The sequence below is a fragment of the Crateriforma spongiae genome, assembly GCF_012290005.1.
GTDB lineage: Bacteria > Planctomycetota > Planctomycetia > Pirellulales > Pirellulaceae > Crateriforma > Crateriforma spongiae.
This window is the reverse complement of record NZ_JAAXMS010000003.1, coordinates 741,500-764,806: the sequence shown is the minus strand read 5'-3', so window position 1 is coordinate 764,806 and position 23,307 is coordinate 741,500. Positions and strand designations below refer to the sequence as shown.

The 23,307-nt window shown below is 57.8% G+C and carries 32 protein-coding genes and 1 other RNA gene; 14 read left to right on the top strand and 19 right to left on the bottom strand.

Features of this window, described 5'->3' with window-relative positions; genetic code table 11:
- Positions 1-19: 19 nt before the first annotated feature.
- Positions 20-217: a hypothetical protein gene (locus tag HFP54_RS11190; RefSeq protein WP_168565158.1), complete on the bottom strand. Its 198-nt coding sequence runs from the start codon at positions 215-217 to the stop codon at positions 20-22.
- On the opposite strand from HFP54_RS11190, the gene HFP54_RS11185 reads away from it, so the two are divergent.
- The gene (locus HFP54_RS11185; protein WP_168565157.1) at positions 209-754 is read left to right on the top strand and encodes a hypothetical protein; all 546 of its coding nucleotides are present in this window, start codon (positions 209-211) and stop codon (positions 752-754) included. The genes HFP54_RS11190 and HFP54_RS11185 overlap by 9 nt on opposite strands.
- Positions 755-1,081: 327 nt before the next feature.
- Positions 1,082-1,792 carry a hypothetical protein gene (locus HFP54_RS11180; RefSeq protein ID WP_168565156.1) on the top strand — a complete coding sequence of 237 codons (711 nt, stop codon included), beginning with the start codon at positions 1,082-1,084 and terminating at the stop codon, positions 1,790-1,792.
- An 8-nt stretch (positions 1,793-1,800) separates the two neighbouring features.
- On the opposite strand, the gene HFP54_RS11175 is transcribed toward HFP54_RS11180, so the two are convergent.
- From HFP54_RS11175 to HFP54_RS11120, 12 genes are all read right to left on the bottom strand, one after another.
- Complete coding sequence (locus tag HFP54_RS11175) at positions 1,801-2,256, bottom strand: hypothetical protein (RefSeq protein ID WP_168565155.1); 456 nt, start codon at positions 2,254-2,256, stop codon at positions 1,801-1,803.
- Positions 2,253-2,624 (bottom strand): hypothetical protein, encoded by a 372-nt coding sequence (locus HFP54_RS11170; protein ID WP_168565154.1) that lies wholly within the window; start codon positions 2,622-2,624, stop codon positions 2,253-2,255. Before HFP54_RS11170 ends, HFP54_RS11175 begins: the two co-directional genes overlap by 4 nt.
- A 5-nt stretch (positions 2,625-2,629) precedes the next feature.
- The gene (locus HFP54_RS11165) at positions 2,630-2,908 is read right to left on the bottom strand and encodes a hypothetical protein (RefSeq protein WP_168565153.1); all 279 of its coding nucleotides are present in this window, start codon (positions 2,906-2,908) and stop codon (positions 2,630-2,632) included.
- A gap of 6 nt (positions 2,909-2,914) precedes the next feature.
- A complete protein-coding gene (locus HFP54_RS11160; RefSeq protein ID WP_168565152.1) occupies positions 2,915-3,910 on the bottom strand; it encodes a hypothetical protein in 996 nt (331 codons plus the stop codon).
- Positions 3,900-4,511, bottom strand: coding sequence for a hypothetical protein (locus HFP54_RS11155; protein ID WP_168565151.1), 612 nt, complete (start codon positions 4,509-4,511; stop codon positions 3,900-3,902). The genes HFP54_RS11160 and HFP54_RS11155 overlap by 11 nt, the downstream gene beginning before the upstream one ends.
- 20 nt (positions 4,512-4,531) lie before the next feature.
- Positions 4,532-4,882 (bottom strand): DUF2190 family protein, encoded by a 351-nt coding sequence (locus tag HFP54_RS11150; protein WP_168565150.1) that lies wholly within the window; start codon positions 4,880-4,882, stop codon positions 4,532-4,534.
- Between the two features lie 6 nt (positions 4,883-4,888).
- On the bottom strand, positions 4,889-5,218 hold the full coding sequence (locus HFP54_RS11145; protein WP_168565149.1) for a DUF2190 family protein: 330 nt from the start codon (positions 5,216-5,218) through the stop codon (positions 4,889-4,891).
- A gap of 60 nt (positions 5,219-5,278) precedes the next feature.
- On the bottom strand, positions 5,279-7,306 hold the full coding sequence (locus tag HFP54_RS11140; RefSeq protein WP_168565148.1) for a phage major capsid protein: 2,028 nt from the start codon (positions 7,304-7,306) through the stop codon (positions 5,279-5,281).
- Positions 7,269-8,768 carry a phage portal protein gene (locus HFP54_RS11135; protein ID WP_168565147.1) on the bottom strand — a complete coding sequence of 500 codons (1,500 nt, stop codon included), beginning with the start codon at positions 8,766-8,768 and terminating at the stop codon, positions 7,269-7,271. Before HFP54_RS11135 ends, HFP54_RS11140 begins: the two co-directional genes overlap by 38 nt.
- Before the next feature lie 42 nt (positions 8,769-8,810).
- A complete protein-coding gene (locus HFP54_RS11130; protein ID WP_168565146.1) occupies positions 8,811-9,008 on the bottom strand; it encodes a hypothetical protein in 198 nt (65 codons plus the stop codon).
- Positions 9,009-9,095: 87 nt separating this feature from the next.
- Positions 9,096-11,363, bottom strand: a complete 2,268-nt coding sequence (locus HFP54_RS26180) for a terminase gpA endonuclease subunit (RefSeq protein WP_168565145.1) — start codon at positions 11,361-11,363, stop codon at positions 9,096-9,098.
- Positions 11,353-11,523 carry a hypothetical protein gene (locus HFP54_RS11120; RefSeq protein ID WP_168565144.1) on the bottom strand — a complete coding sequence of 57 codons (171 nt, stop codon included), beginning with the start codon at positions 11,521-11,523 and terminating at the stop codon, positions 11,353-11,355. The genes HFP54_RS26180 and HFP54_RS11120 overlap by 11 nt, the downstream gene beginning before the upstream one ends.
- A 294-nt stretch (positions 11,524-11,817) precedes the next feature.
- Between HFP54_RS11120 and HFP54_RS11115 the strand changes: the two genes are divergently transcribed.
- The 12 genes from HFP54_RS11115 (at position 11,818) to HFP54_RS11060 (ending at position 16,758) form a co-directional block, all read left to right on the top strand.
- Positions 11,818-12,678, top strand: coding sequence for an amidoligase family protein (locus HFP54_RS11115; RefSeq protein WP_168565143.1), 861 nt, complete (start codon positions 11,818-11,820; stop codon positions 12,676-12,678).
- 285 nt (positions 12,679-12,963) lie between these two features.
- A complete protein-coding gene (locus tag HFP54_RS11110) occupies positions 12,964-13,239 on the top strand; it encodes a hypothetical protein (protein ID WP_168565142.1) in 276 nt (91 codons plus the stop codon).
- A 67-nt stretch (positions 13,240-13,306) separates the two neighbouring features.
- Positions 13,307-13,519, top strand: a complete 213-nt coding sequence (locus HFP54_RS11105) for a hypothetical protein (RefSeq protein WP_168565141.1) — start codon at positions 13,307-13,309, stop codon at positions 13,517-13,519.
- Between the two features lie 230 nt (positions 13,520-13,749).
- Positions 13,750-13,968: a hypothetical protein gene (locus HFP54_RS11100; RefSeq protein ID WP_168565140.1), complete on the top strand. Its 219-nt coding sequence runs from the start codon at positions 13,750-13,752 to the stop codon at positions 13,966-13,968.
- 163 nt (positions 13,969-14,131) lie between these two features.
- Complete coding sequence (locus HFP54_RS11095) at positions 14,132-14,383, top strand: hypothetical protein (RefSeq protein ID WP_168565139.1); 252 nt, start codon at positions 14,132-14,134, stop codon at positions 14,381-14,383.
- Between the two features lie 5 nt (positions 14,384-14,388).
- An RNA gene (locus HFP54_RS11090) (hammerhead ribozyme type II) lies at positions 14,389-14,473 on the top strand.
- Positions 14,474-14,500: 27 nt separating this feature from the next.
- A complete protein-coding gene (locus HFP54_RS11085) occupies positions 14,501-14,983 on the top strand; it encodes a winged helix-turn-helix domain-containing protein (RefSeq protein WP_168565138.1) in 483 nt (160 codons plus the stop codon).
- A gap of 15 nt (positions 14,984-14,998) precedes the next feature.
- Entirely contained in the window at positions 14,999-15,229 is a 231-nt protein-coding gene (locus HFP54_RS11080) for a hypothetical protein (protein ID WP_168565137.1), read from the top strand.
- A 252-nt stretch (positions 15,230-15,481) separates the two neighbouring features.
- Entirely contained in the window at positions 15,482-15,718 is a 237-nt protein-coding gene (locus tag HFP54_RS11075; protein ID WP_168565136.1) for a hypothetical protein, read from the top strand.
- Between the two features lie 249 nt (positions 15,719-15,967).
- Entirely contained in the window at positions 15,968-16,201 is a 234-nt protein-coding gene (locus tag HFP54_RS11070) for a hypothetical protein (RefSeq protein ID WP_168565135.1), read from the top strand.
- Positions 16,189-16,437, top strand: coding sequence for a DUF4314 domain-containing protein (locus HFP54_RS11065; protein ID WP_206036137.1), 249 nt, complete (start codon positions 16,189-16,191; stop codon positions 16,435-16,437). The genes HFP54_RS11070 and HFP54_RS11065 overlap by 13 nt, the downstream gene beginning before the upstream one ends.
- 3 nt (positions 16,438-16,440) lie before the next feature.
- Positions 16,441-16,758 carry a hypothetical protein gene (locus HFP54_RS11060; RefSeq protein ID WP_168565134.1) on the top strand — a complete coding sequence of 106 codons (318 nt, stop codon included), beginning with the start codon at positions 16,441-16,443 and terminating at the stop codon, positions 16,756-16,758.
- A 6-nt stretch (positions 16,759-16,764) separates the two neighbouring features.
- On the opposite strand, the gene HFP54_RS11055 is transcribed toward HFP54_RS11060, so the two are convergent.
- The 6 genes from HFP54_RS11055 to HFP54_RS11030 form a co-directional block, all read right to left on the bottom strand.
- Entirely contained in the window at positions 16,765-18,075 is a 1,311-nt protein-coding gene (locus HFP54_RS11055; RefSeq protein ID WP_168565133.1) for a DNA modification methylase, read from the bottom strand.
- Between the two features lie 99 nt (positions 18,076-18,174).
- A complete protein-coding gene (locus tag HFP54_RS11050; protein ID WP_206036136.1) occupies positions 18,175-19,008 on the bottom strand; it encodes an MBL fold metallo-hydrolase in 834 nt (277 codons plus the stop codon).
- Between the two features lie 37 nt (positions 19,009-19,045).
- A complete protein-coding gene (locus HFP54_RS11045; protein ID WP_168565132.1) occupies positions 19,046-19,612 on the bottom strand; it encodes a YdeI/OmpD-associated family protein in 567 nt (188 codons plus the stop codon).
- 25 nt (positions 19,613-19,637) lie between these two features.
- Positions 19,638-20,126, bottom strand: a complete 489-nt coding sequence (locus HFP54_RS11040; protein WP_168565131.1) for a DUF2723 domain-containing protein — start codon at positions 20,124-20,126, stop codon at positions 19,638-19,640.
- 4 nt (positions 20,127-20,130) lie between these two features.
- Positions 20,131-20,679 (bottom strand): RNA polymerase sigma factor, encoded by a 549-nt coding sequence (locus HFP54_RS11035; protein WP_168565130.1) that lies wholly within the window; start codon positions 20,677-20,679, stop codon positions 20,131-20,133.
- A gap of 452 nt (positions 20,680-21,131) precedes the next feature.
- The gene (locus tag HFP54_RS11030; protein ID WP_168565129.1) at positions 21,132-23,306 is read right to left on the bottom strand and encodes a bifunctional DNA primase/polymerase; all 2,175 of its coding nucleotides are present in this window, start codon (positions 23,304-23,306) and stop codon (positions 21,132-21,134) included.
- Position 23,307 lies beyond the last annotated feature (1 nt).

Here is a 23,307-nt window from a genome sequence, read left to right as displayed (position 1 = left end):
CTACGTAGTCCGTCGTTGGCTAGCCACTACTGCCAACATTCATCCCACCACCTGACGACGACTGCGTCGGTTTGAGCGTCACGTCGGCCGAGACGACTTCCTCAAGATTTTGGTTGACGTCGAAGTTCATGACTTCGCAGGTCAGCGATAGCGATCCGCCGGCGTCGCTGATGCCGACGTCGGTCGGTGTTCCGCTGGCCCAAAGTCCTTGCAACATGCCGAAAGCGGTGTCGCCGGATTTGTTGAGGACTGTGAACTCGATCGAAGCGTCTTTGAGCGTGCCGACGGTCGCTCGCCAACCGTTGTTGTCGCGGGTCGATGCGTCGGCTTCCGCTTTCTCGAGCGTGACGGTCAAGTCTTTGACGTTTTTGATCTCGGCGCCATCGATGGTGAGGACGGCGTCGAGTCCGAGGACGACTTCAGCAGACATAGAGTTGGGGTTCCATTCAGGACAAATTTGTTCTGGGGGTTATCTGACGGAATCCCGCCAAAACTTGGGAAGCTGGGCTCGGTGGGTGTCGAGCGCCGGCTTCATGAACGGTCGCTTGGGGTAGCGGCGAGGTTTTTCGGCACCGCGACGCTGGTTCTCTTCGTCGATCAATCGGCGAGCACGGTTGGCTTGCGCGGCGGTTCGCAGTTCGATGCGAACAAATCTGCCATTGCCAAGCGAGCGAACCGGCCCGTGTTGGCCAACGCGAAAACGATGCCGTTTGAGCCGCCGGCGTTTGCGAGCGATTCCACCGAATTCGTGTAGGTTCCATAGCCGGCCAGAGATTTCGTTGACCGGACCGATGACGACGCCGGGTGTTTGTCGCTCCACTTCGTAGCGAAAGGATCGACGCAGTCGGCCAGTGGGGGAACTCGGCGGGCTGCCGGGCCGCGAGGTTTTTTTGCGTTTGCGGATGCTGCGATACGCAGTCTTCCGAATTGTTCCGCCTGCGTGACCGAGCGAATTGAATGACGCTTGGTCGACTTTGCGTCTAATACGATCCGCATCAAGATGAGCCTTTATGTTGATTCGAATCATTGATCGGTGATAGGCTTCGGGCTCACCAGTTTTCAAAGTCGGAGCCGCGACGAAGTGAAACGATCGATCATCATCGTCCTGCTTGTATGGCAGTTCTTGCTAACAACGTTTCTTACTCTGGGCGGAATCGACAATGCGAAACTTGGCGTCATGGCCAAAATGTTGTGGGGAGTGAACCTTCTTTGGATCGTTCTCTTCGGTTTGATCTCGCTTCGTTCACGCGATTATGTGAGCAAAGTCGGCGAAAGCACTCAGAAACCCCTCCCGCTCTTGTTCTTTTTGGGTGCCACGCTGATGGCTCTCCTTGGTGAAGCCGTCACGACAGCGATGACCAATTGTGCTCCCATCTTCGGAGCGGAAATTGGTGAGGTGTATATCACAGCCTCGGCTAACTATCTCGATGTGGTCATGTTCCACAGCGTCGTTGTTTTCTTACCACAATATGCCATTCTCGGATGGTTGCTCAGCCGCTATGCGATATCGCCATTCGCTGTCTTCATTTGCTACGGCATCACTGGCTTCATTGGAGAAGTCATGTTCTCTGGTCCAAACCCACTGATGCTTGCCCAGTGGATCTTGATCTATGGACTGTTCGTGTACTTGCCGGCCCATCTTTTCGTTGCTTCAAAGGATCGTAAGCAAATGAGATGGTGGATGTATCCGTTTTTAGTCGTCCTTCCGGTGATCGCGTCGATCCCGATGGTCGCACTGCTCCTGTTGGTGATCGCTCCCGGCCACCCAAGTATCCATTTCCCACCGATGTGATCCGAATGTCACTTCGCGAGTTCAAACGTCAGCGTCAACAAGCTCGTGAATTGATTGAACTGCGTCCAGTGCTCGGTGGAGTAGGGCACTGCGTTTTCGACTTTGATACAGCGTGCGGCAACGAACGAATTGAGTCGCTTGAGCCGGAAATAATCGGCGATCTCTTCGACGTATACCACCAGTGGGTCGATTTCCTTGGCATCGCCTTTGGAAAACTTCTTTTGCACGGCGACGTCGATGGTCGCGTGGTACTTGTTGGTCGCGCGGTCGAGCGGCAGGTATCCGACTTCGCGAGGCACCACGGTGACTCGCAGTTCCTTCATGTCTTCGAGGTCAAAGTCGGGAACGTACAGTCGCTGGGCGGTCGGATTCTTCGACAAGTCGGCGGCGTTGAGTTCAGCGACGACGCTGTCGGCGATCTGAATAACGGTGGCCGGAGTCAGCTTTGCGGAGGCGGCAGTCATGAGATGGTGTCGACCAGTTTGGTGTGGATGCGAAGTTTGATGCGAAACGGATCGCTGTATCGCCATGGCGGTTCATTGCCGATTGACATCAACTCGTAGACGAACGTGGTGTCACCGTCGGTCTCGAGGATACGATCACCGCGGCGGGGCCAGGTGGCGATCTCGGATGACAGCAGGTCTTTGGTGTTGATAAGGAAGTCGCGAACTTGGGCACGCGTGATGACACCTTCGCCGTCGTCCTGCTCGTATTCGGACTTACCGATGGTGGCGGGCAACTCGACCGAGACCTCTTCACGCTGATAAACGACCGGCCGAGAGGCGTGCTTGGTCAGCTTGGCCGATAGCCATGACTGACCTCGCTGCAGCATGTCGGTCACGACTTGCGTGACTTCGCTGCGGTGGTTGGCTTGGCCTGAAAGAGAGCCGCGGCCTTTTCACCGAGTTCATCACGCCAAGCTTCGTCAGCGCGACGTTGGTATTCATCCGCGATCGCTTCGGCTTCTTCGTTAAGCTGTTGCTGACGGAAGTTGGCTTGACGCGTGAATGGTTGCACAAAGCCGGGCGGCGATCCGTCACGGTCTCGTTTCTTTGAGGGCAGAATCGCGATGGCAACGAGGACCAAGACGACAACGATGGCAATTCCAAGAATCATGAGTTTTCAAAGACCTCGTTTGATGAGAATGAACCCGAGCAACAGAACGGCGACGAAGATCAAAGCGAGCGTGGCGAGTTCGCCGGCCCCCGCCCAAATCAGGGCGTTGCGTCCGCCAGAGTCGCGGTCAAAGAGTCGATCGCGGTCGCCGTCTCGGTCGCGATCAAACGGCCGCCAAGTATTGTCGACCGGTTCGATGGGGCAGTAGCCGTCCGGGCAATCCTCGGGCGAGAGTTGCATCGTGGGATTGATCGCGGCATCCCAGGAATAGCCGCGAGTCTTCAATGCCCCGGTTCGCTGGGCTTGCCGAGTTTGCTGATACAGTTCGTAACCGTGACGCAGATCGTCGTAGAGTTCGCGAGGCGTCGACGGCAGCATGGTGTGACCAGCCGCGTGGACATGACCGCCGGTTGAATCCTGGAATAAGACAACCGGGAATTGGTTGACCGGGACGATGTCGGCATAGCGAGTGCGATACAGTGCGTTGGTTTCGGTGTAGACCTGGAACGCACACTTGGATTTCAAGCGAACCAGATTCGGATCGCTTTCAAACCACTGCAACAGTTGCTGGCTCTTGGCATCGTTACCTACAAACAATGCGATTTGATATCGCTTCTTGGCTTGCTCGGGAGGCGTTGCGGGTCGCGTGCTGGTCGCAGTCGGAGTGACAATGATCGGTGCCGGAGCGGTAGGTGTGCTGGGCACAACCCGATAAGGTTGCACCGTCGGCGTCATGTTGGGCGGACAGGCCGGCGGGCAATAACCTGACTGCTGCTTCAGTTCGCTTTGGGCTTCTAAGTTGACGCGCGACGGTTGTGGTAATTGCTGAATCTGCTGACCGACCTCGCTGACCGGTTGGGCTGGTGGCAGTCGCCGGGTGCTTTCCGGCGATGGATTGGGTTTGCGATGCAGGGCGGTGAACACGGCACCGAGCAACACGGCATGCAAGACGGCGACGACGATCAGGCCGACGCTGAGCCGGATCCGAATTTCATCCTTCATTGACGACCTCATAACTTCGATAGGGCAGAGAGCTGGCTGGGTCTTCCATCACGGTCAGGGCGAAACCGCCATAGCCCGCCCAGAGACGAACGAATTGTTCGCGCGGTGTGAGTTCAAATCGGCCGGGATAGTTGTTGTCCAGAATCGCGGCGTACTGCTGACCATTTCGCTCGACCCATCCGACGAACGTGCAACAATGGGCGGGCTTCCACCAAAGAATCGCGCCGCGCCGGTTGGCGTTCGCCCAATCGAGGAATCGCGGATCGGCTTTGACGGTGTAGCTGTAGTCGATGCCGGCCGCATCGAGGCGATTTCGTAATCGCGTGTCCCATTCACCATCGCTATAGGTTGCTCGCCAGCGTTCGCCGAGTTCGTATTCGTTCAACCAACGCAAGTGATTGACCAACGAGGCGTGAACACAGCTGCCTTGATTGAGCCGTCCTGTCCAGTTGCGTTGATGGAGTTGCGTGGGAAGGTTCGCGACCGGTTGCTCCGGCGGCGGGGCCGGCAGCGGGCGAACTTGCACGTCGCCTTCGGGTACGCATCCGGTGCATGCGATCAGCAAGCATGCGGCAACCAAGTGCCGCCATTTCGCTTCCATGCGATGACCTCGTGATAAGACTATTGAACGAGTTTGACTTTGACGCTCGGCGTACTTGGCGGAGCGTCCTCGACCGAGATACCAATCATCGAGTGTTGGTATTGGTTCTTGATGACATGGTGACTGATCTTGGACCAGTAGAGAATCGTGCCGGCGGGGATGTTCGTGGTCGGGTCTTTGACGACATCAAAGACACCCGACAACGTGATGCTGCCGCGTGCACCGGCACAGATGCCGAACTTGGCGACGCCGACGAGCTTTTCGAGGACAACGACATCGCCGGCAGCGATCTCAACGTCGGTAACGATCGGGATGGTCACGCCCTCGTGGACGTAGATCGCCCCGACGGGTGCGATAATTGCGTTGCTCACTGTTCATCACTGGCTCAGACGAACGCGAACGAAGTTGTCGGTCGCCTCGGCATCGGAGACGACTTTGCCGAAATAGAAGGTGCCATCAGCGACCTCAGTAACAATGCCATCGGTGGTGGCGTAGATCTTTTGGCCGGCGGAATAGGTCTCCACGTCGGCAGGATCCTTGGGAATGTCAAAGACACCTTCGACGGCGATCGAGCCAAGAGTGTCGGCCGGAAGATCGCGGCGGGTGATGCCGACCAGGTCACCTTGAATGACGATGCTACCAACGGGGACGTCAACGTCGGGGGTGAAGTCGACTTGGCGACCGTCGTGAACGAATTGTGCTTGCATGGGAGAACAGAGGTGAAAGGTAACAGGTGACAGGGAACAGGCCGTGCAGCACTGCGGCGGCTACTCGCCGGCGACTTTGACGGCGGCGCGGTGGTCTTGGCTGTTGACGCCGAAGTCGATGTAGCTGCGGAAGCCCATGCCGAGTGTGTTCGGCGGCATCTCGACTCGCTCGATGATCGGTGTGCGGCGACCATTGAGAAACACGATCTCGAACGCGGGCAGCACTCGCGGGTTCGCGAAGAGATACCAAGCCGATGCACTGGCTCCGGGGTAGTAGCTGTCCGACAGGTGCGGCGTTGAGATGATGCGGTACTTGTTTCGGTGCGGGTTATCGACCGGGATCTTGGTCGGTGACCCTTGAGCGTCGATCATCAACTGCGAACTGCCCATTAACAGTTCGGCTTCGGTTTCAAGCTCGACCGGCACGACCAAGTATTCCGGCCGAATGTTGATCGGCTTTTGGTCTTTGGCTTTGCCGCCAGGACCAGCTTTCTGTTTGCGGAACGTCGTCTTGGCGACGGTCAACGCGTCGGGACCGAACTTGGTGTCCGCGCCTTGCAGGAAGTTGGCGTTGGCCGAGGAGAAGAAGCCGGCGTTCTTCAGCAGCAACGTGAAAAACAAGTCGTCGATGGATTCGGCTCCGGACCGTCCCATTTGCCGCGGGATGTCCATGAACGCGGATAAATCATCGTTGATGATGTCGTGACGAGTCAGCGTCAAGATTTGGCCGTACGTGTCTGCCTTGTTTGAGTACTTCTGTTCCGACAGTTTTCCGTGTTTCAACTCGCCATCCGGAGCGACTTGCTCAAAGCCGCCGGTGCCAAGCAAACGATAGCGGGCGACCTCCTTGAAGTCGGTCACGGTGCCGACGCTGCAGAGATCGAACGCGGCGATCGGCGTATTTTCGTAGGCTGCCAGCAACGTCTTGTTCATGACGTTTTCCATGATGCTGGGAAGACTCATGGAACTGAAACCGGCTCGGATCGTCGCGGTGCCATCGCCGAACACGCGGGGCACTTCGATGCCTTCCATGCGGGCACACTCGGCAACGAGTTCACGCAGACCGATGTGACGCAGCGGGTGGGCGGCGTCGAGTGTGCGTTCGCCGTAGCCGGCCAGCAGTTGTTTTTCGTCAATGCCGACTGACAGACACGCGGCGGCTTCGAGCACTTCGCGCGTGTATCGCGGCGTATTTTGGTTCGGCTCCGGTGTTTTCGGTCGTTCGCTTCGCAGCACGGCGAGTTCCGTTTTCGTGGTGGACCAACCATGCTCAATCGCATCGGCTTCGATGGTCGGGTGGTTGCCGTCACAAATCTTTCGGATGCCGGCGATGCGGCGAGACTCGGCGGCGGCTTCGGCTCGCATTTGGTCAACGGCGGACTTGGGTTCGGTTTTGATTTGCGGCTTCGTTCCCATGTTCAGACTCGCATTGACCGGTTCGAGACCGTCGGTGGTTTCGGATTGGTCTTCGGTTTCGATGCTCTCGTCATCACCATCGACTTGACCGGCAGCGACGCGAGCCTCGGTGTTGTCGTCAGCACCGAGGGCGACAAAAGACACTTCGCCGAGAGTTGATTTGCGAGCGATGTAAACGGGGCCTTTATGTTCGCGAGCGTTCGCCTTGGCCGTCTTGCCTTCGGGAATGAAGACAACCTTGTCGGCCGAGGCACCGAGCGATGCCTGCCACGGGAATCCGTTTTCACTGGTCGCGATGACTTCCTGTGCGGTTGCACCGACACCGGAGATCACGCCGGCGACTTGCAGTGACTTATCACTGATCGTGATGTCGTCGGTGTGACCAACGATGCTGCCGCGGTCGTGGTCTTTCAGGATCGGCCGTGACTTGCGGGTGACTCGCATGCCGGCCAGATCAACGACAACCGGGTAAGGCCATCCGCCAAGCCGCATCGCGCCGCCGGTGTACGCGTTCATCGAGAACTTGCGTAGCGATGGCGTTTCGGCTTCGCCCGATTCGTTCGCCTCGAGCTTGATCGTCGCCGCGTCATCGCAAACGATGCGAAGCGAACTGGGCACCGATTCGGCTTCGGCTTCAAGCGGTTGGTTGCTGGCTTTCAGGGTCTTCGGCATGGTCTTCCGTGACATCGGGGTCGGAGGTGGTTTCGTCTTCGGGGTCGAGTGACAACCCGAGCTCACGCATCAATGCGATTTCTTTGGCACGTTGTTTAAGTTCCGTCTCCCAGTCACGCCCCTGCCGCGCAAATTCGATGGCCAGAGTTGTCGTATGACTGGCGAGACGGATCTTTTGGGCGTTGGCTTCTTTGGCCGGGTCGACGTGTTCTTGTCCGTCCCAGAACCATTGATGCTCGAAGGTCGAGTCGAGCGTGCGAAGCGATGAAGGCAGATAGCCCTCGATGAGAATGGCTTCGCGGAGCCAAGCGTTCAGAATGCGATCGAGGACAACTCGGGCGAGTTGTGACTGCTCGACGCGAATGGATTTGAAATACGTTTGATGATCCAGCCGGCCGGATGCGTAGTTGTACCCCGACGAATTCCCCGCGGCGACATTGAAGGGCATGTTCAAGCAACGAGCGATCTCGTTGAGAATTTCTTTCTTGAACTCGGCGTAGGTCGTCGACGGTTGTTCGGACCGCATCTGCGACATCTTCCAACCACCGGGCATGGTCAGAAGCATCCGCTTTTCAAGTTCGATGGACTCGAACGGTTCGGCCGAGTCGGCTTCGCCGTTGGCCGGTGCATCGGTGTAAAGGATGCCGGCGAACTCGGCGGCTGTTTCGGCAGCCGATAGCACCGCGAGCGTGAACCGGCGTAGTTGTGCGAAGAGTGGCAACGCCGGCGTGATGTCGGGAATGCCTCGGATTTGGCCCGGTCGATCGCTGCGGTAGTAGTGCAGGACGGAATCCGCCGGCACAGTGTCGTAGGATTCGTTCGCGAGGAAGAAGTCGCCGCCGGGGCGGTCCTTCAGGACGTCATAGCTGATCGGGTTTCCATCGGCATCGAAACGGATACCGTCGATATAGCGACGGGTATCGTTCAGCAATGTTGGCGAGGCAACTTGGTCGGCTTCGATCAATCGCAGGTCGAGTTTGACTCGCGATTCAATTGCCTCATTGTCCGTCAGCAACGCGAAAGATTCACCGTCGGCGACTCTCGCCAGACGCATCGTTCGCAGCTTTTCAGCAAGTCCGACCGCTTCACACCATGCGAAAAATTCCGCTTCAACGAATCTGTTCGCCGCGTCGTCCGCGGTCAGCATTTGCAACCGCGGGCCGGTTCCAACGACGTCGTTCGCCAGCGTCAGTGTGATGCCGCGGGCGTAGCTGTTGTTGGCGACCTCGTATCGCGAACGGTTCCGCAGAGTCTTTCGAACTTCGGACGAATTTGCCGATGTCGCCGATAGACCGTCCGCTCGCGACCAATGCTTGTAGTTATCAAGCGTCGTGTTGGCTGCGTCGTACTTTCCGCGAAGCCATGGCCACCGGGGCTGCCGGGGCGAGCGTCCTTCGGCGTTTTGGCAATCCACACGATCGCCACGCCAATGCTCGATCATCCCTGTCAGTCGTTTCAGCATCCTGCCGAATCCATCTGCCGTCCCCGGCAGCCCCTATGACACTCAACCCGCCGAGGGCGGGATGAATTTGTTGAATCGCAAACCACGGTGCGGCTTCTTCACCGCTTCCTTGCCTGCGAGATGCTTGTCGGCGGCAATCTGGTCTTTCAGCTTGTGCTGTTCGACACTGCCGGCATCGCCCAATGCCTTGGCCGGCCCCTTAGCGTTCTCGCGGATTTCATCGTCGAGGTTGTCCGGCATTAGCTTTCGGTGTTGTAAGAAACGATTGCCCTCCCTTTCTTAGCTATGCGATTTGTTGCAGCGGCCACCCAACATTCTTTTCAGATTTCAGATTCGCCGGCGTCTCTGCATCTCTTTGAAGCTCACTCGCTTTCGCTTTGGTGCCGCCGGAACATCGATTCCAAAAAGAAGCGATCCCTGCATCGAAGCACCGACCGCACAACCGACCAAACTGTCCAACCAGTGATTGTCAGGTTGCTCCGGGCGGGCTTTCCATTCGTCCACCGTCCGGCCGCGCCCCTCAGTGCGCACGAAGTACTCCGCAGTGACTTGTTCAGCAAACATGCGGTGCTGATCTGGCCGATCGCCAAAGATGGAAAGGCATCCGCGGTCGCCCATCGCGACAGCAAGTCGAGCGTGAGTAAAAGACTTCCACCAGTTGGTGTCGTAGATGACATGGCGGATCGAACGTTTGCCATTGATGGACGGGACACGCCAATTGAGGCCGACGCGATCGCCCGGTCTTCGTTTGTATTCGCTGAAAGGATTCGAAGACGCACCAACAAACCGTCCGTGCGACGGCAGCAGAACTGATGCGTGTTGGCTTTGCCGACAGAATTGGTAGACGACGTTAGTCGAATGACCCCAGTTCGCGTCGATCAAACAGCGGTCGATCTTCATCGCCGCGTCATCGTCGCGTTGCCATTCGCGGCCGAGCAGGTTTTCGGTCAGCGATTCAAGGCCGGCGTAGATGCTGCCTTCGAGTCCGGTGCCTTCGGCCGCGCCGGCCAACGTTTGACGGGCATCCCGGAGCGTGAAGTAGTTTCGCTTTTGGTCGGGATAGGTTCCGTAGTCGATAACGTATCCGGTGAAGTCGTCTTCCCACGCAGCGACAACGTAGAACAGCAATTTGCCTTGAACATCAATGAACGCGGTAAGGTGGTTGCCGGCGATCGGCACTCGCTGCCTTGGCAGGTTGTTGATTTTCGCGGCGACTTGGTCGGCGGTCAGTTGATCGGCACCGACCGTTTCCTCCGGCAGCGGTTCGTTTTGGTATTCGGCGAAGAACGCGGCTTCGTCTTGAAGCTTAAGATTCATCGCGTGCTGGATGGCGGACAACTCGTCGTGGTTAAAACGCTCTTTCCACGAAACGTCCGCGCCGGCATCCATCGCTTCGCGGTTCTGCTGATAGAACTCGGTGCCGGCCGCACCTCCATCGCCGGCCCGTAAACCCTCGGCCCGGATCTCGGCATAGCGAAGCCACAACTCCTCGTTGGTCGGAAACGAATTGACCATCCGCGTCCTTTCGCCATTCCACTCCGGATGAAGGTCGCGGCTGAGAATGTTGTCAGCCATGTCGCCGGGGCGAATCACCGTGCAAGGCATGATTCCGGAGATCTTTTTGCCCGGACCGGCGAGACCCAGCACCGCGCCGGCGAGGATGGCTTCGCGGTTGGCACACTGCGAAAGCGAGCGAGCCGATTCGTCGGTTTGCGGGTCATCGAGAACGACCAAGCTCGGGCGGACCGTCTTACCGTCCGGCCGTTTGAATTTCATCCCTCGGATGCGTCCGGTCAGGCCGGCGACTTTGATGATCGCACCACTGGCGGGACTGCCGGCAATCGTCGGCAGCACGATTTCCTTCGCGGTCCAACCAATCTGAGTCCGTTTGCCTTGATAGAGTTGCCCATTGGCTCGGTTCGCAATTCCGTCGAGGGCTTGGATCGGAAAGCAGACCTCCGGGTAGTCGGCAGCGAGCGTGTCGTTGCAGTCGAGTTCGGTCTTGATCGAATCGAGCATGTCGCAGGCGTGACCTTCATCGCTACCGATTAAACAAACGAAGTCCCGGTAGCCGTTGAGGACCGCCCAGATGCAGGCAACTTCGGCAAGCGAGCTTTTGCCACTGCCACGTGCCATCGCCAGCGAAAACAGGCCGCCTCGAACGACCGCCTGCTCGATCTTTTCGATCACTTTCAAGTGGTCCGGCGACCACGAAAGGTGGAACGTCAAACCGAAGTATGCTTCGCAAAAGAATCGAAACGAAGTGGCGGCTTTCGCTTTACGCTGAGGATCCTCGATCGCCGGCAGATCCCCGATGTCTCGGCCGGCTTGCGCGATCGCCGCGTTTCGAGCGCGGGCTCGTTCTTTCAGGTCGGCGTAGGGATCGGCCGGCGGATCCGGCTTCGGTGCATGCCGTTTTTCGTGAAGCCAATCGGCGTATCGAAGCAGGTCGACGTGTCGGCCGTCTCCGATGCGATTGCCGGCTTCGACACGGTGCCGGTGCAGTTGGCGTTCGTTGAGCACCGTTCCGAGCGGCGTCGAGTTCAGTAGCCGGCAGCATTCGCTCGGACGTAGTTTGGTCAGATCAGTTGCCACGGCCGGCCTCCTTCAAGATCCATGCGGTGAAGGTTAGTAGGTTCAACCGCCCTGCGTCGTCGACCGGGGCACCAGCCTCGATATCAGCTTCGATCTGTGCAACTTCGACCTTCCTCCGGCGAAGTTTTGAGAAGACCGCGGCGGTTTGTTCCGACGTCATCGAGTTTGGATTGACTGGTTCGTTCGGGCCGTCCATGGCAATCGTTTGCTCCGGTGCTTTGGGATGTTCAGCACGTCGCCACACGTCGGCGACTGTCGCGACTAATGCATGTTTGCGGTGAGCGGCCGCATGTTTGGGCCGGCCACAGCGGGCCAAATGTGGCCGCGTGTCGGCATCAAAAGAAAGCTGCGAATTCCTCGAACATTACTTCCGGACTTCGCTTGAGGTGTCTCGAAAACGCTGGCTCATGTGTGTCATCGCAACACGCATTACACGCTTCCGGAGACACCAAACATGCACGCCAACGACATCGCTTTCGGCATCGAACTCGAAACCACCATGCCCGCTACCGACACGACGCCAATCGGCGGCTACCACAACGGATTGCCGGTCGCTTGGCTGCCGGCCGGGTGGAAGGCCGAACGCGATAGCAGCATTCGAACGCTTGCACCGGGCCGGAAAGGTTGCGAGTTTGTCTCGCCGATCCTTCGCGGCTACGAAGGACTGCAAAACGTGATGACCGCGGTCGACGCGATCGCGGCACGCGGCGGGCGGGTCAACCACTCAACCGGCATTCACATCACGGTCACCTTCAACGGCGACGCCGCCGCGCTCTCTCGACTCATTTCGCTGATCGGCAACCACGAACGGGCTATCTACGCTTCAACCGGAACACGCCGCCGCGAACAAGACCGCTGGGCCAAACGCATCAAGGACTATGGCGACAAAGACGCGGCTAAACGACGCTGCGAATCGGACCGCTACCACCTTTTGAACCTGACGCACCTCGCCCGCGGGCGGAACCGAATCGAGATCCGGGCTTTTGCCGGCAGCCTCAACAAAGAGAAGATCGCCGGCTACATCCAGATGGTTCTCGGCTTGGTAGAGCTGGCCATGACCAGCAAACGCTGCTCGGGTTGGGACTACGCCAAGAAGCCCGGAACGAAATCTTGCTGGGACCGGCCGGGTGCCGGCGAAGGCGAAACGGAACTCAACCGGCTTTTCTACCGACTCGGTTGGACGAAGGGTTGGTACAAGGGCGACCTTCGAAACAAACGCTTCGGCGAACTGACCGCCGCCGACCAAATCTGCGATTGGAAGCCGGTCAAAACAAAACTTCTCGCCATGGCCCGCAAGTACGACCGGGCATCCTGACTGCCGGCGGACCGCCGCCCTCGCCACGCCGCGGACCGCCGCGGCGTGTTTGCGTTTGCGGCCGCCAATTTGGGCAAACGCGGCGACAAATGGCATAGGTAATAAGTAGACGCGGTGTGTTTTTGAACGCGACACGAGGCGTTTGTCGGCCACGCTGGCCGACGTTGAAAAACCTGCAAAAAGCCTTCGAATTCCTTCCGGACTTCGCTTGAGCTTCATCGAAACGCATGGCTCATGTGTGTCATCGCAAGACGGTTTTTCATTCACCCAAACGGAGACACAAACATGACCATCAGCGACCTGATCACGCTTCTGGAAGACTACCGCGAAGAACATGGCGACGACTGCGAAGTGCGGTTGATGACCCAACAAAATTGGCCCTTCGAAAACAACATCGCCGGCGTCACCAGCGGCGCGGAAATGAACGAGGCGGAACACGAAGAACCGCACGAGTTCGCAGACAACCAAGACGTCGCCGACGACGTGATGGTCTACATCGTCGAAGGCGGCCAGATCTGCTACGGCAGCGGGCGGGCATGGGAAACCTGCCGCAAACACTGATTGGCAACCCAACCGGCCGGCGGCACGAACGCCGCCGGTCCTCATTTTTCTTCTTTCAAACCAAACCATGACCAATCAAACAAAGATCGAAGAGGCTTACGTCGCCGCCCACGCCCGAGCATTGCAAGCCGCCGAAGCGGTTCGGCGGATGATCGAAGACCAACCGGCACCCAACGGCGATAACCGCATCGGTTGGGATCACGTTGGAACGCTTCGCCACTACGCGGAACAACTCGAAGATCTACTCGGCACCCACGAATCAGAAGACGCCGGCAACTAACCGCCGGCCCATTCCCTTGCCCGACACGCCGCGACGTTCGCCCGGCGCCGCGGCGTTTTCTTGTTCGCGGATCGTTTGCCCAACACTCGCTGGCGACGCACACGCGGAGACGTCGGCGGCCGAAAGGAAAGCTGCAAATTCCATCCGAACTTCGCTTGAGCTTCTTTGAAACGCATGGCTCCTGTGTGTCACCGAAACGAATTTCTTTCCCTTTCGACGGAGACGCAACCATGCCAACCGTAACCGCTCGCCCCACCACGGCCGACCTCCTGTACGCCCACGACCATGCGGTCGAACAGATCGAACGCCTTAGCGAAAAGGTCGCCAACATGCCGCTTCTCGACGCGGCCGACGACCAAACCATCCAGCGACTTTTCGGTGAACTGGACGACCTCGCCGACGCGGTCGACGGACTGACCGTGGAATTCAAGAAAAACATTCGCGGCTGAATTCGCGCGTGTGCCGGAGCTTTTCGCAGCTTTCAAACAAAGCTGCGAAAAGGCTGCGGATTCTTTCCCGACTTCGCTTGAGCTGTTTCAAAACGCATGGCTCATGTGTGTGTAACGCAAACGGGGCGAGACAAAAACAAACCTTCACACCGGAGACCAAACGATGGCCAACACGAACGCCAGCCAAGACCGCACCGCCGCCCTTCGCACCGAGATGCAAAAGCTGGACGCGGACACCTACCAAGACATCCGCCAAAGCTACTACGCGGTCGCCGACAACCTTAAACCGCTCGCCGACCTTCTCGAAAAGGCCGACGCCGACCTCGGCCCGGACGGACCGCTTTTGGAAGAACACTACCTCTTCCTGCAAATGTATGACCTGCTCCGCAAAAGCCACCTCGGCGGGACGGTTTGACCCGAAGCCGAAACGCCGGCCCCGACCAAGGGAGGCACGGGCCGGCGTCGTCGCGGGGCGGTTCCCGCGGCCTGACGATGGCAGCCAACTATCGAGCCAAAGAATCGGAGAAACGAGATGAAAAAGGCAGACGTGAAAATTGGTGGCGAGTACTTCGCAAAGGTCACGAACAAAAAGGTGACCGTCCGTATCGACGCGGAAAACCCGCACGGCGGATGGGACGCGACGAATCTTTCCACGAACAAGAAGGTGCGAATCAAAACGGCCGGCCGGTTGCAGGGACCGTCACGCTCGGAAACGCCGGCGTCCGAAACGAAACGGGTGTTGAAGAAGAAGCCGAAGACCGCCGAGACCAACGCGGCCGGCAGCGAGAAGAAACTTTCCTGCGTCAAAGCGGCTTTGCGGGTTTTGGAATCGGCCGACCAACCGATGAACGCCAAGGAAATGATCGAAGCCATGGTTGAACAAAACCTCTGGGAAAGCCCCGGCGGAAAGACGCCGCACGCCACGCTCTATTCGGCGATCCTTCGCGATTTGAAGAACGGCGATGAAAGCCGCTTCGTCAAAACCGAACGCGGCCGATTCACGGTCCGGGCTTGAAGGGGAGTCGCCGCTATGAAAACGATTGGTGACATACGCGATATCGAAGACTTGGTTGACGGCGAAACCGCCGTGCCGGAAGCCGACATGGGTTACGAACTTCGGTCGATCGGCGGGCGGTTTGAAAACGGAACGGTGGTCGCGATCATCCGGCGTGGGAATCGCATTCTCGCGAAGACCACCACGGGCTGCGAGTTCGCCGTGACCGGACCGAACGCGCACGTGCTGGTCCCGCTTTCCTTCTAGCCGGCGAACACTCCGCCACACACGCCCGACGTTGGCCACGGTCGGGCGTTTTCTCGTTGGCCGGCGAACTGTGCGAAGCACCGGAGCCGGCCGGCACGCGGGCAGTGTCGCGGTTGTTCGACGACGCTGGAAAACATTCAGAATTCTTTTCGATGATCGCCGAACTTCGCTTGATGCGTCTGAAAACGCATGGCTCATGTGTGTCACGCCAACGGGGCATTCGAACAACCTTTCTTTCAACGGTGACACGACATGGACAACGAATTTTACATCAGCGACATCGGCTGCTTTTCGCACCTCAAAGAGGGCGAAAAGGTCTACCCGGAACCGGGATGCCGCTACGAATGCTGGCGACCGGGAACCGCCGACCGCGAACCGGGCGACGTTCGTTGGGTCACGCGTCGCGACCACGAACTTTATGCAGAAATGACCACGGGCAATCAATTCCGAATCACTGGCGAAAACCATCATTCGGTCATTCCCTTCTAGGTAGCGGACGCTCGTTTGCCACCCACGCCCGACGCCCGCCACTCGCGGGCGTTTTCTCATCGGACGGCGAACCATTCGAAGCACCGGAGCCGACGGGCGCGCGGCGTTTGTCGCGTTCAATGTTGCCGACGAAAAAACATCGAACATTCCTGCGGATGTTCGTCGGACTTCGCTTGCTGCGATCGAAAAGTCATGGCTCATGTGTCACACGCGAAACGCGAAACGCTTCTTTCACAAACGGGGAACCCCATGTCGAAACGACAAACGCTCGACGCCCGCCCGATCGCTCCGGCACCAGCCTACGAGAACGGGCACCAAATTGCTCGCGACCTTTTGCAGCACATTGAACTGCAGATGGACCGCATGATTCGGCCGGACGACAAACACCTTCGCTGGCACCATGTGCGGGCGATGAATTTGATCAACGCCCAGCTATCGGAGGTCGCGACCTTGCTCGACGAGACCAACGGGTGCCGGAACTGATGGCCGGCCAGACCTTCAAACGCGGGGACCGGGTTCGTCTGGTTTTGATGACCGACGACCCCGACCCGATTCCCGCCGGCACCATCGGAACGGTCGCCGGCGTGTATCCACAACGCGGTTGGCTGCAACTCGATGTCGATTGGGACAGCGGCCGATCGCTGATGCTTTCCATCCCGCCCGATGTTGTCGAGCGGATTGAACCGAACACGAACCAAACTCACGAACAAAGAGACTGAACCATGTCCACCCGCGCCGTAATTGCAACGCGAACCTATGAAGGAACCATACTCGCAACTTACCTGCACTTCGATGGCTACCCCGAACGCATCTTGCCGATCCTGACCGAGGGTTACCTCGATCCGGACGAAGCGATCGAGTTGATCCAAGGCGGCGAGTTGCGGTCGCTCGATCCGCGTCCGGCCGAACCGGAGTACTTCGCGACGAGTCGGCAGACCGAGGAATTGAAGACCGAAGAAGAACTCCTACCGCTAGCGAACTATCTGAACGCCCAGCACATCTATCTCTACGACGACTATTGGCATCACCGAAACGTTTGACGTCGCTCATCGCATGTTCTCCTCGCGGGCACCAACGGGGATCGGCGATTCGCCGGTCCGCTCGAGGACCGCGGGCTTGCCAGTGAAGCGTTGGTAACGATCGACGATGACGTCGCAGTACGGCGGATCGAGTTCCATCAAGAATGCTCGCCGGCCGGTTTGTTCGGCACCGATCAGCGTCGAGCCGCTGCCGCCGAACAGGTCCAAAACGTTGTCGCCCTTCTTGGACGAATACTGCATCGCCATCACCGCGAGTTCGGCCGGCTTGCCAGTGAGGTGTTCCAACTGCTGCGGCGGAATCTTTTTGACGTGCCAAAGATCGGTTGCGTTGTTCGGCCCGTAGAACTTGTGGCCGGCCCCTTCCTTCCATCCGTAGAACGCCCATTCGTGGGCACCCATGAAGTCTTTCCGAGTCATCACGGGATGCATTTTGTCCCAGATGATGGCCTGCGAGAAATACAGCCCGCTGGATTCGAGTACGGGTGGATAGTTGGCGATGTTGGAAAAGCCTCCCCATATGTAGAAGCTGCGTCCGGCTTCCAACACGCGAGCGATGTTGCCGAACCACGCCCTCAACAAGCGGTCGAATTCCTCATCGGAAACGAAGTCGTTCGCCAGCGGCCGGTCTTTGGCTCGCATCTTCTTCGGGCCATCTTTCGACTTCCCTTTGCCGGCCTCGAACGAACTGTTGCCGGCGGCGATCGCGTTCTTGCTTCGTGGTTCAACTTTGACGTTGTACGGTGGATCGGTATTAACCAATTGGATCTTCGCACCGGCGAGCAACGCATCAAGGTCTTCCACACTGGTGGAGTCGCCGCACATCAGCCGGTGGTCGCCGAGGATCCAGATGTCGCCGCGTTGCGTAATTGCTTCGTCGGGCGGCTCGGGGACGTCATCCGGATCGGTCAGTCCCTCGGTCACACCGGGGTCGAGTAGCTTCGCGAGTTCATCGCTGTCGAAACCCAACAACTCGCAATCGAAACCGACGTGCTGCAGTTCGCCAAGTTCGATCGGCAGCAAGTCATAATCCCATTCCGCGTTTTCGCCGGTTCGGTTGTCGGCGATGCGATACGCCTTGACCGCTTCGGGTTCGAGATCGCGGGCGATGTGCACTGGGACTTCGGCAAGGTTCAATTTGTGAGCGGCCTTGAACCGCGTATGTCCGACGATGATGACACCGTCGGGATCGACGACAATCGGCTGGCGGAATCCAAATTCGTTGATGCTCGCAACGACTGGAGCGACCGCGTCGTCGTTGATTCGAGGGTTGTTGGCGTACGGTTTGATCCGATCAAGCGACCACATTTCGACCTGCATGGGCAGCGTCCTTTTCCAAGGAGAGAGAAGCGGAAAAGGGTCGGTTGGTGGTTGGTTAGTTGGCTGGAAGGGGGAAAGGCATGGAAATTCGGACAGACGCTACTCTTTCGCGAAGTCATCAATTCCCGGGATCGATTCCGGTAACTCTTGAGTGTCGTGGTAGCCGAATACTTCGACTTCCGTCGAATGTTCCCGCTTGAAAGAGATGAGTCGTTCGAGCGAATTCAGTCGAGCGGCATTATCCTCTGCACGGATCGTCGCCAGTTCCTCGATCGGGTGTTCGCGATCTTCCAATTCACCGCGAAGGTAGTAGGCGTCACCGACGTAGAGCACTTTTCTATCGGAGGTCTCGATCGCCACACCGCAGTGTCCGAGCGTATGTCCGGGAAGCCAAATAAGTCTGACGTCGGCGTCAACATCCAGATCGATTTTCCGCGAGGGTAATTCAAACCATTCGCAATCATTCGCCCCGTACTTGATCCAGTTCACACCATGGGAAAATTGTTCGGCGCTGTATCGCGGATTGCCTGCTTTGATTTCAGCCAACTCCTCCGCTGACACATGTACGCGTGCATCCGGAAAATCGGCCAACCCGCCGACGTGGTCGTGATCACCGTGTGTCAAGACGATGTCTGTAACGTTCTCGGATGGCAGTCCAAGATTGGTAATTTGTGCTATTGCCGTACAGTCGCGGATGAACTGGAACCCAGCCGCACCGATCGCCTCTTGCCCAATCCTTTCTAGCGGGTTTTCGATGTCATGCATTCCGATTCCTGTGTCGACCAAAACAACCCGATCTGCCTGTCTAAGAATCAATCCGTGACACGAGGCCGGGGGCAGCGGGGGCGCGTGAAGCCAGCCAAAGTTCGCGTGAATGATTTCAAGCATCGGTTGCTCCAGTGGTTTGTTATCATCGATGAAATTGACCGACAAAGGCTGGACGCATTCTCGCCTGTCAGGACAGTTTGGGTCAGGCCTCGGTAAGCCGGCCGCCGTCGTTCCAATTGCCGAACATTTTGCCGGCTGTGGTTTGTTTGACGAAATTGCCGAGACGCTTCTCAAACTCGCCTGGTTGTTTCCGCATCTCTTCGATGTAGCCGACTCGGACTCGTTTGTAGAGGTCGGGAAACGCTTCGAACGTTTCCCATGCCCCGTCTTCGGCTTTGATCGCGGACTCGATGTCACCGGCGAGTTCGAAGTTAATCGTAAGGTCCGGCAGAGTGGCCTCGCCGGCTGGCGTCATGAGTCCGAGTCGGATCAAACGACGCGCACGCTCCTTGTTCAGCTCGGTCCAATTGCTGCGTTTGCGACGCGGCGTGAATCGTTGAGCCTTCACCTCGTCGGAGTAGCGTTTTCCGATGCCGTCAATCCAGCCGAAGCAGATCGCTTCTTCAACGGCGTCGAGATAGGTCAGCTCGCCCGCGGCAGGCTGTTTGTCGAGCAGCAACCAAATTTCGGTTTGCTCTTGGTGGTTGTCCGTCAACCACTGTCGCCAGTCTTGCCACGTGGTCGTGCCGAAGGTTTCAGTGATTTCCATGCAGCAATTTTAGCCTGTACAACAATCATTGGTTTGCGGCGTCACTTGCGATTCTCTGCCGCAGACTGTCCTGCCAGCGATACGCCTTGCGGACGTTCATCGCTGCAATCGCGACGAAGACACTGCTTGCCAACCCAAGCGAGACAGCCGCGGTTGGTTCACCCCGCATAACGCAGACGATGGTCGAAGCGACCGCGAACGCGATGCCGCCAGCCAGACCGGCCCAAGCGGTTGCGATTCGGTCCCACGATGTTGGGCAATTCTTCCGAAGCAGGATGTTTCCGAGAATGATGATCCAAGCTACGCCAAGAGCCGACATCGCGGCGAAGGACACGTGGAGACGTACGGGCAATGGACGATGCTCGGTGATCCATAAAGCCACGACGATTCCTGTCATGACAATGGCCCCCAGCAAAGCCAATCGGTGAACGGTTCGTCGCTGAGTCGAAAGTTCGCGTTGGACGATCGCGAAAATTTGATCGTTGGTTTGGGCGATGGGTGTTTGACTTGTCATTGATTTAATACTTTTCGAGTTCATGGTGAAGTTGCCGGCGAGCACGTTGCAAGCGAGACTTGATCGTGCCGGCCGGTGTTTGACAAACGTCGGCGACCTCAGCCACCGTCAGATGTTCGAAGTAATGCAAGTTGATGACGAGCCGATCGTTCGGGTCGAGCGATCGCATGGCGGCGACCAATTCGTCGGAATTGATCCATCGATCGAGAGCATCGTTTGACACGGAAGGTTCCGGATCGTTGACGTTCGGCTCCAATGGCGGCGAACGATATTTCCGTCGGAATTGATCGTTGAGCGTGTTGCGAGCGATACGATAAGCCCAAGGTGCGAATCGGTCGGGCTGTTCGAGCCGGGTGATGGTTCGAACAAGACGCAGCCACGTGGCTTGGAGGAGGTCCTCGGTCTTGTGCGCGTCATCCGACATTCGCCCGAAGAACCCAATCAATCTCGGATTCCAACGCTGCACCAATTCGTGCCAAGCGTCCTGATCGCCAAGCTGGCATCGAATCACCAATTCGGAATCGTTCGGTCGCTTTGTGGGTGAGTTGCTCATGGTTCTCCGTTGCGTTCACGAGTACAGTCGCTCGATGGGTCGCAACGGATGACGGAACTTCGAAAACCGTGCAAATTCCTGGGGTTTGCTGGGAAAACTCATTCGGACAAGCAAAACAAACTGTGCCCAATAGGGCGGCTGTTCCCGCGGCCCCTGCGGAAGAACGAACGGCCGGGAAGTACCTAATCCTTCCCCGAGAATCTTCCCCGCCACCCTCGCGTGTGCACGAAACGTGATCGCGAGGGGGCAAGGGCGAAGTGGGGAAGTATTCACACAGAGAGAGAGTTTTCCTCTTTATTTGTTGTATTTTGGCCGGATGAAATCTTTCCCGAATCCTTCTCCCACGGTGGGGAAGGATTGAGAAGGATTTGGTCAAAGAACCGAATTTTGGCAACCTATCTGGGCGAAAGCTTCCCAACGCAGGGAAGAATTGGGAAGTATTGGGGAAGGATTCATGAGAGCAAGCGGTAGCCCTGCGCCGACCGAGTTTTGGACGGAATGGTGACGAACTCAATCGCATCCTGTTGAACGAGGGTATCGATGATTTGATTGAACTCGATTGCTTTGCATTTCATGAACTTCAGCAAGTGCTGCCGCTGCATTTGCTGCTCAGGATGTTCGGACAACCGTTTGGTCAGCTTCAAGCACTCTTTGTGAAACGGATTCTCCGCAACATGCACCGATGCGAGGTAAAGCTGGCGTCGCGTTTGGTGCAGCGAGAATTCGCTCGCCCAGCGAACCGCGTCAAGCGTGATCCGTGGCTGCATGTGGCTTTCGCTGACCGAGTAGATCAATGCCAGCTTCTTGGCGTGTTCGCACGTTCGGCTCCACGCGGCGCGGGCGACCTCGTCGCCAGCGACGTCGGCTTTGTCGTATTCGGTCTCGGTTTGTTTGCGAAGTTCGGTGATTGCGGATTCGGCTTCGGTCGTGAACGCGACACGAAGCGGCCGTGGATGCTCACGCATGAAGTTGCCACCGCCGGGATAGAAGTCGGCCCACCATTTGGCCGTCTCCAGAATCTCCTCGGGTAGGTCGCGAGCCGATCCCGGGGTTTGACCTTTGCCTCGCCGGCCGACGTCAATGATGTTGAGCCGCGCGAAGAACCCGTTGCAAAGCATCTGTGGTGACAACGACTCGTAGAAGAACTTTGGCGTCGCGGTGCCGAACAGCGTCAGGTGCGGTTGGTCGACGTGGCCGGTTTCCTTCTGATTGGCTTTGACTCGAAGCGGGTAGATGTCGCCGGCGGATGTGTAGAGCGTCAGTAAAATATTGGGGATGGATTCACGACCGCCGTCTCGGTCGAGATTGATCTGTCGCAGCACGCCGTCCATCTCGTCGTTTTGAAACAGCATTTTGCTGCTGCGAGCCAGACAATCTTGAATGCCTTCGCCGGACGCGAATTTGTCACCGATTGATTGCGATTCGCCTATCTGAAACAACACCTGTGAATTGACTTTGCGGGGAAACTCCTTGCCGGTCCCGCTGCCGGCAAGAGCGAGCAAATAGATGTTCGTCCGAAGATCACCGCTGGTCGCGACTTTCCGTCCGGCAAGATAACTCTGAAGTGCCAACGCCCCGCAGAAAGCAAGCGGCACATTCGGATATGGAGCATTGGCGAGTGTGAAGTCCATGACGCGACGCACAAAGCCCGGAACCTCGAACATGCGTTCGGGCAAGCGTCCGGGATCGACCTGATTGCCAAACTTACTCTCACTTTTCGACGAGCTAACCGCTGGCTTTGAAATAATGCCGCTCAGATCGACCGGTTCACCGGTTGGCTCCCGCATCTGTTCATCGCGGAGCCAACCGAACGGTCGGTCGTGTGGTTTGGTGGCGGCTTGGTTGACCTTGTGCTGCAGTTCGCGATCGGACCACGGTGGGGAACATCGCGGGTTGTAGTCTGATTGTAGGATCGCGAGGGCTCGGTCGGGTTCAATGCCGAAACCATGGACGAGTGCCGTTGCCGCGGCGAAGGTTTGCGAGTGACCGCTGCTGCCGGAGATTGCTGGCGGCATGGCGTTGAGGTAGGCGATGGCTCGTTGTTCAATGTCGCCAGTTGGTTGGTCGGGATGAACGGGTATCGGTTTTGAGACCGGCGCACCACGTTTGACGATGACGGCATCGGCGAGAGCTTTCACGCACGCGGCCAACATGGGGGCGGGAACAATTGCGGGTTCGGCTTCGAGGACGTCATACGGTTCGCCATCGGGATGGATACTTGGACCGACGACCGTTTGACCGCCGGTCGATCGCAACTCGACGATCATTGAACCGTCGGATGGATCGGCGTGTTTGTCGGTGGTCGCGCCAGTGGCGATGTACCAGCGGTGAGACTTCGGCGAAGACGGCCGACCAGTAATCGCTGGCGTTGGCGGAAGGTATTGATCGGCCAGTTCAATCGCTTCGGGGCAATCGAGATCAACGTCAACGAGCCAACCGGACGGTTCGCCAAGGATTAAGCCGATGTTGCAGCCTTCGGGAAAGACTTCGGGGTCAAGCCTCAGCGACGTCCAATCACGTCGCGACGGTGACTTCGATCCGGGCTTAAGGGGTACGCAGTACCAGCCACGCTTGCGGTACGTCGCGACTTGCGCCCGAACGTCGATCTGGCTGATAGGTGTGGTCAAA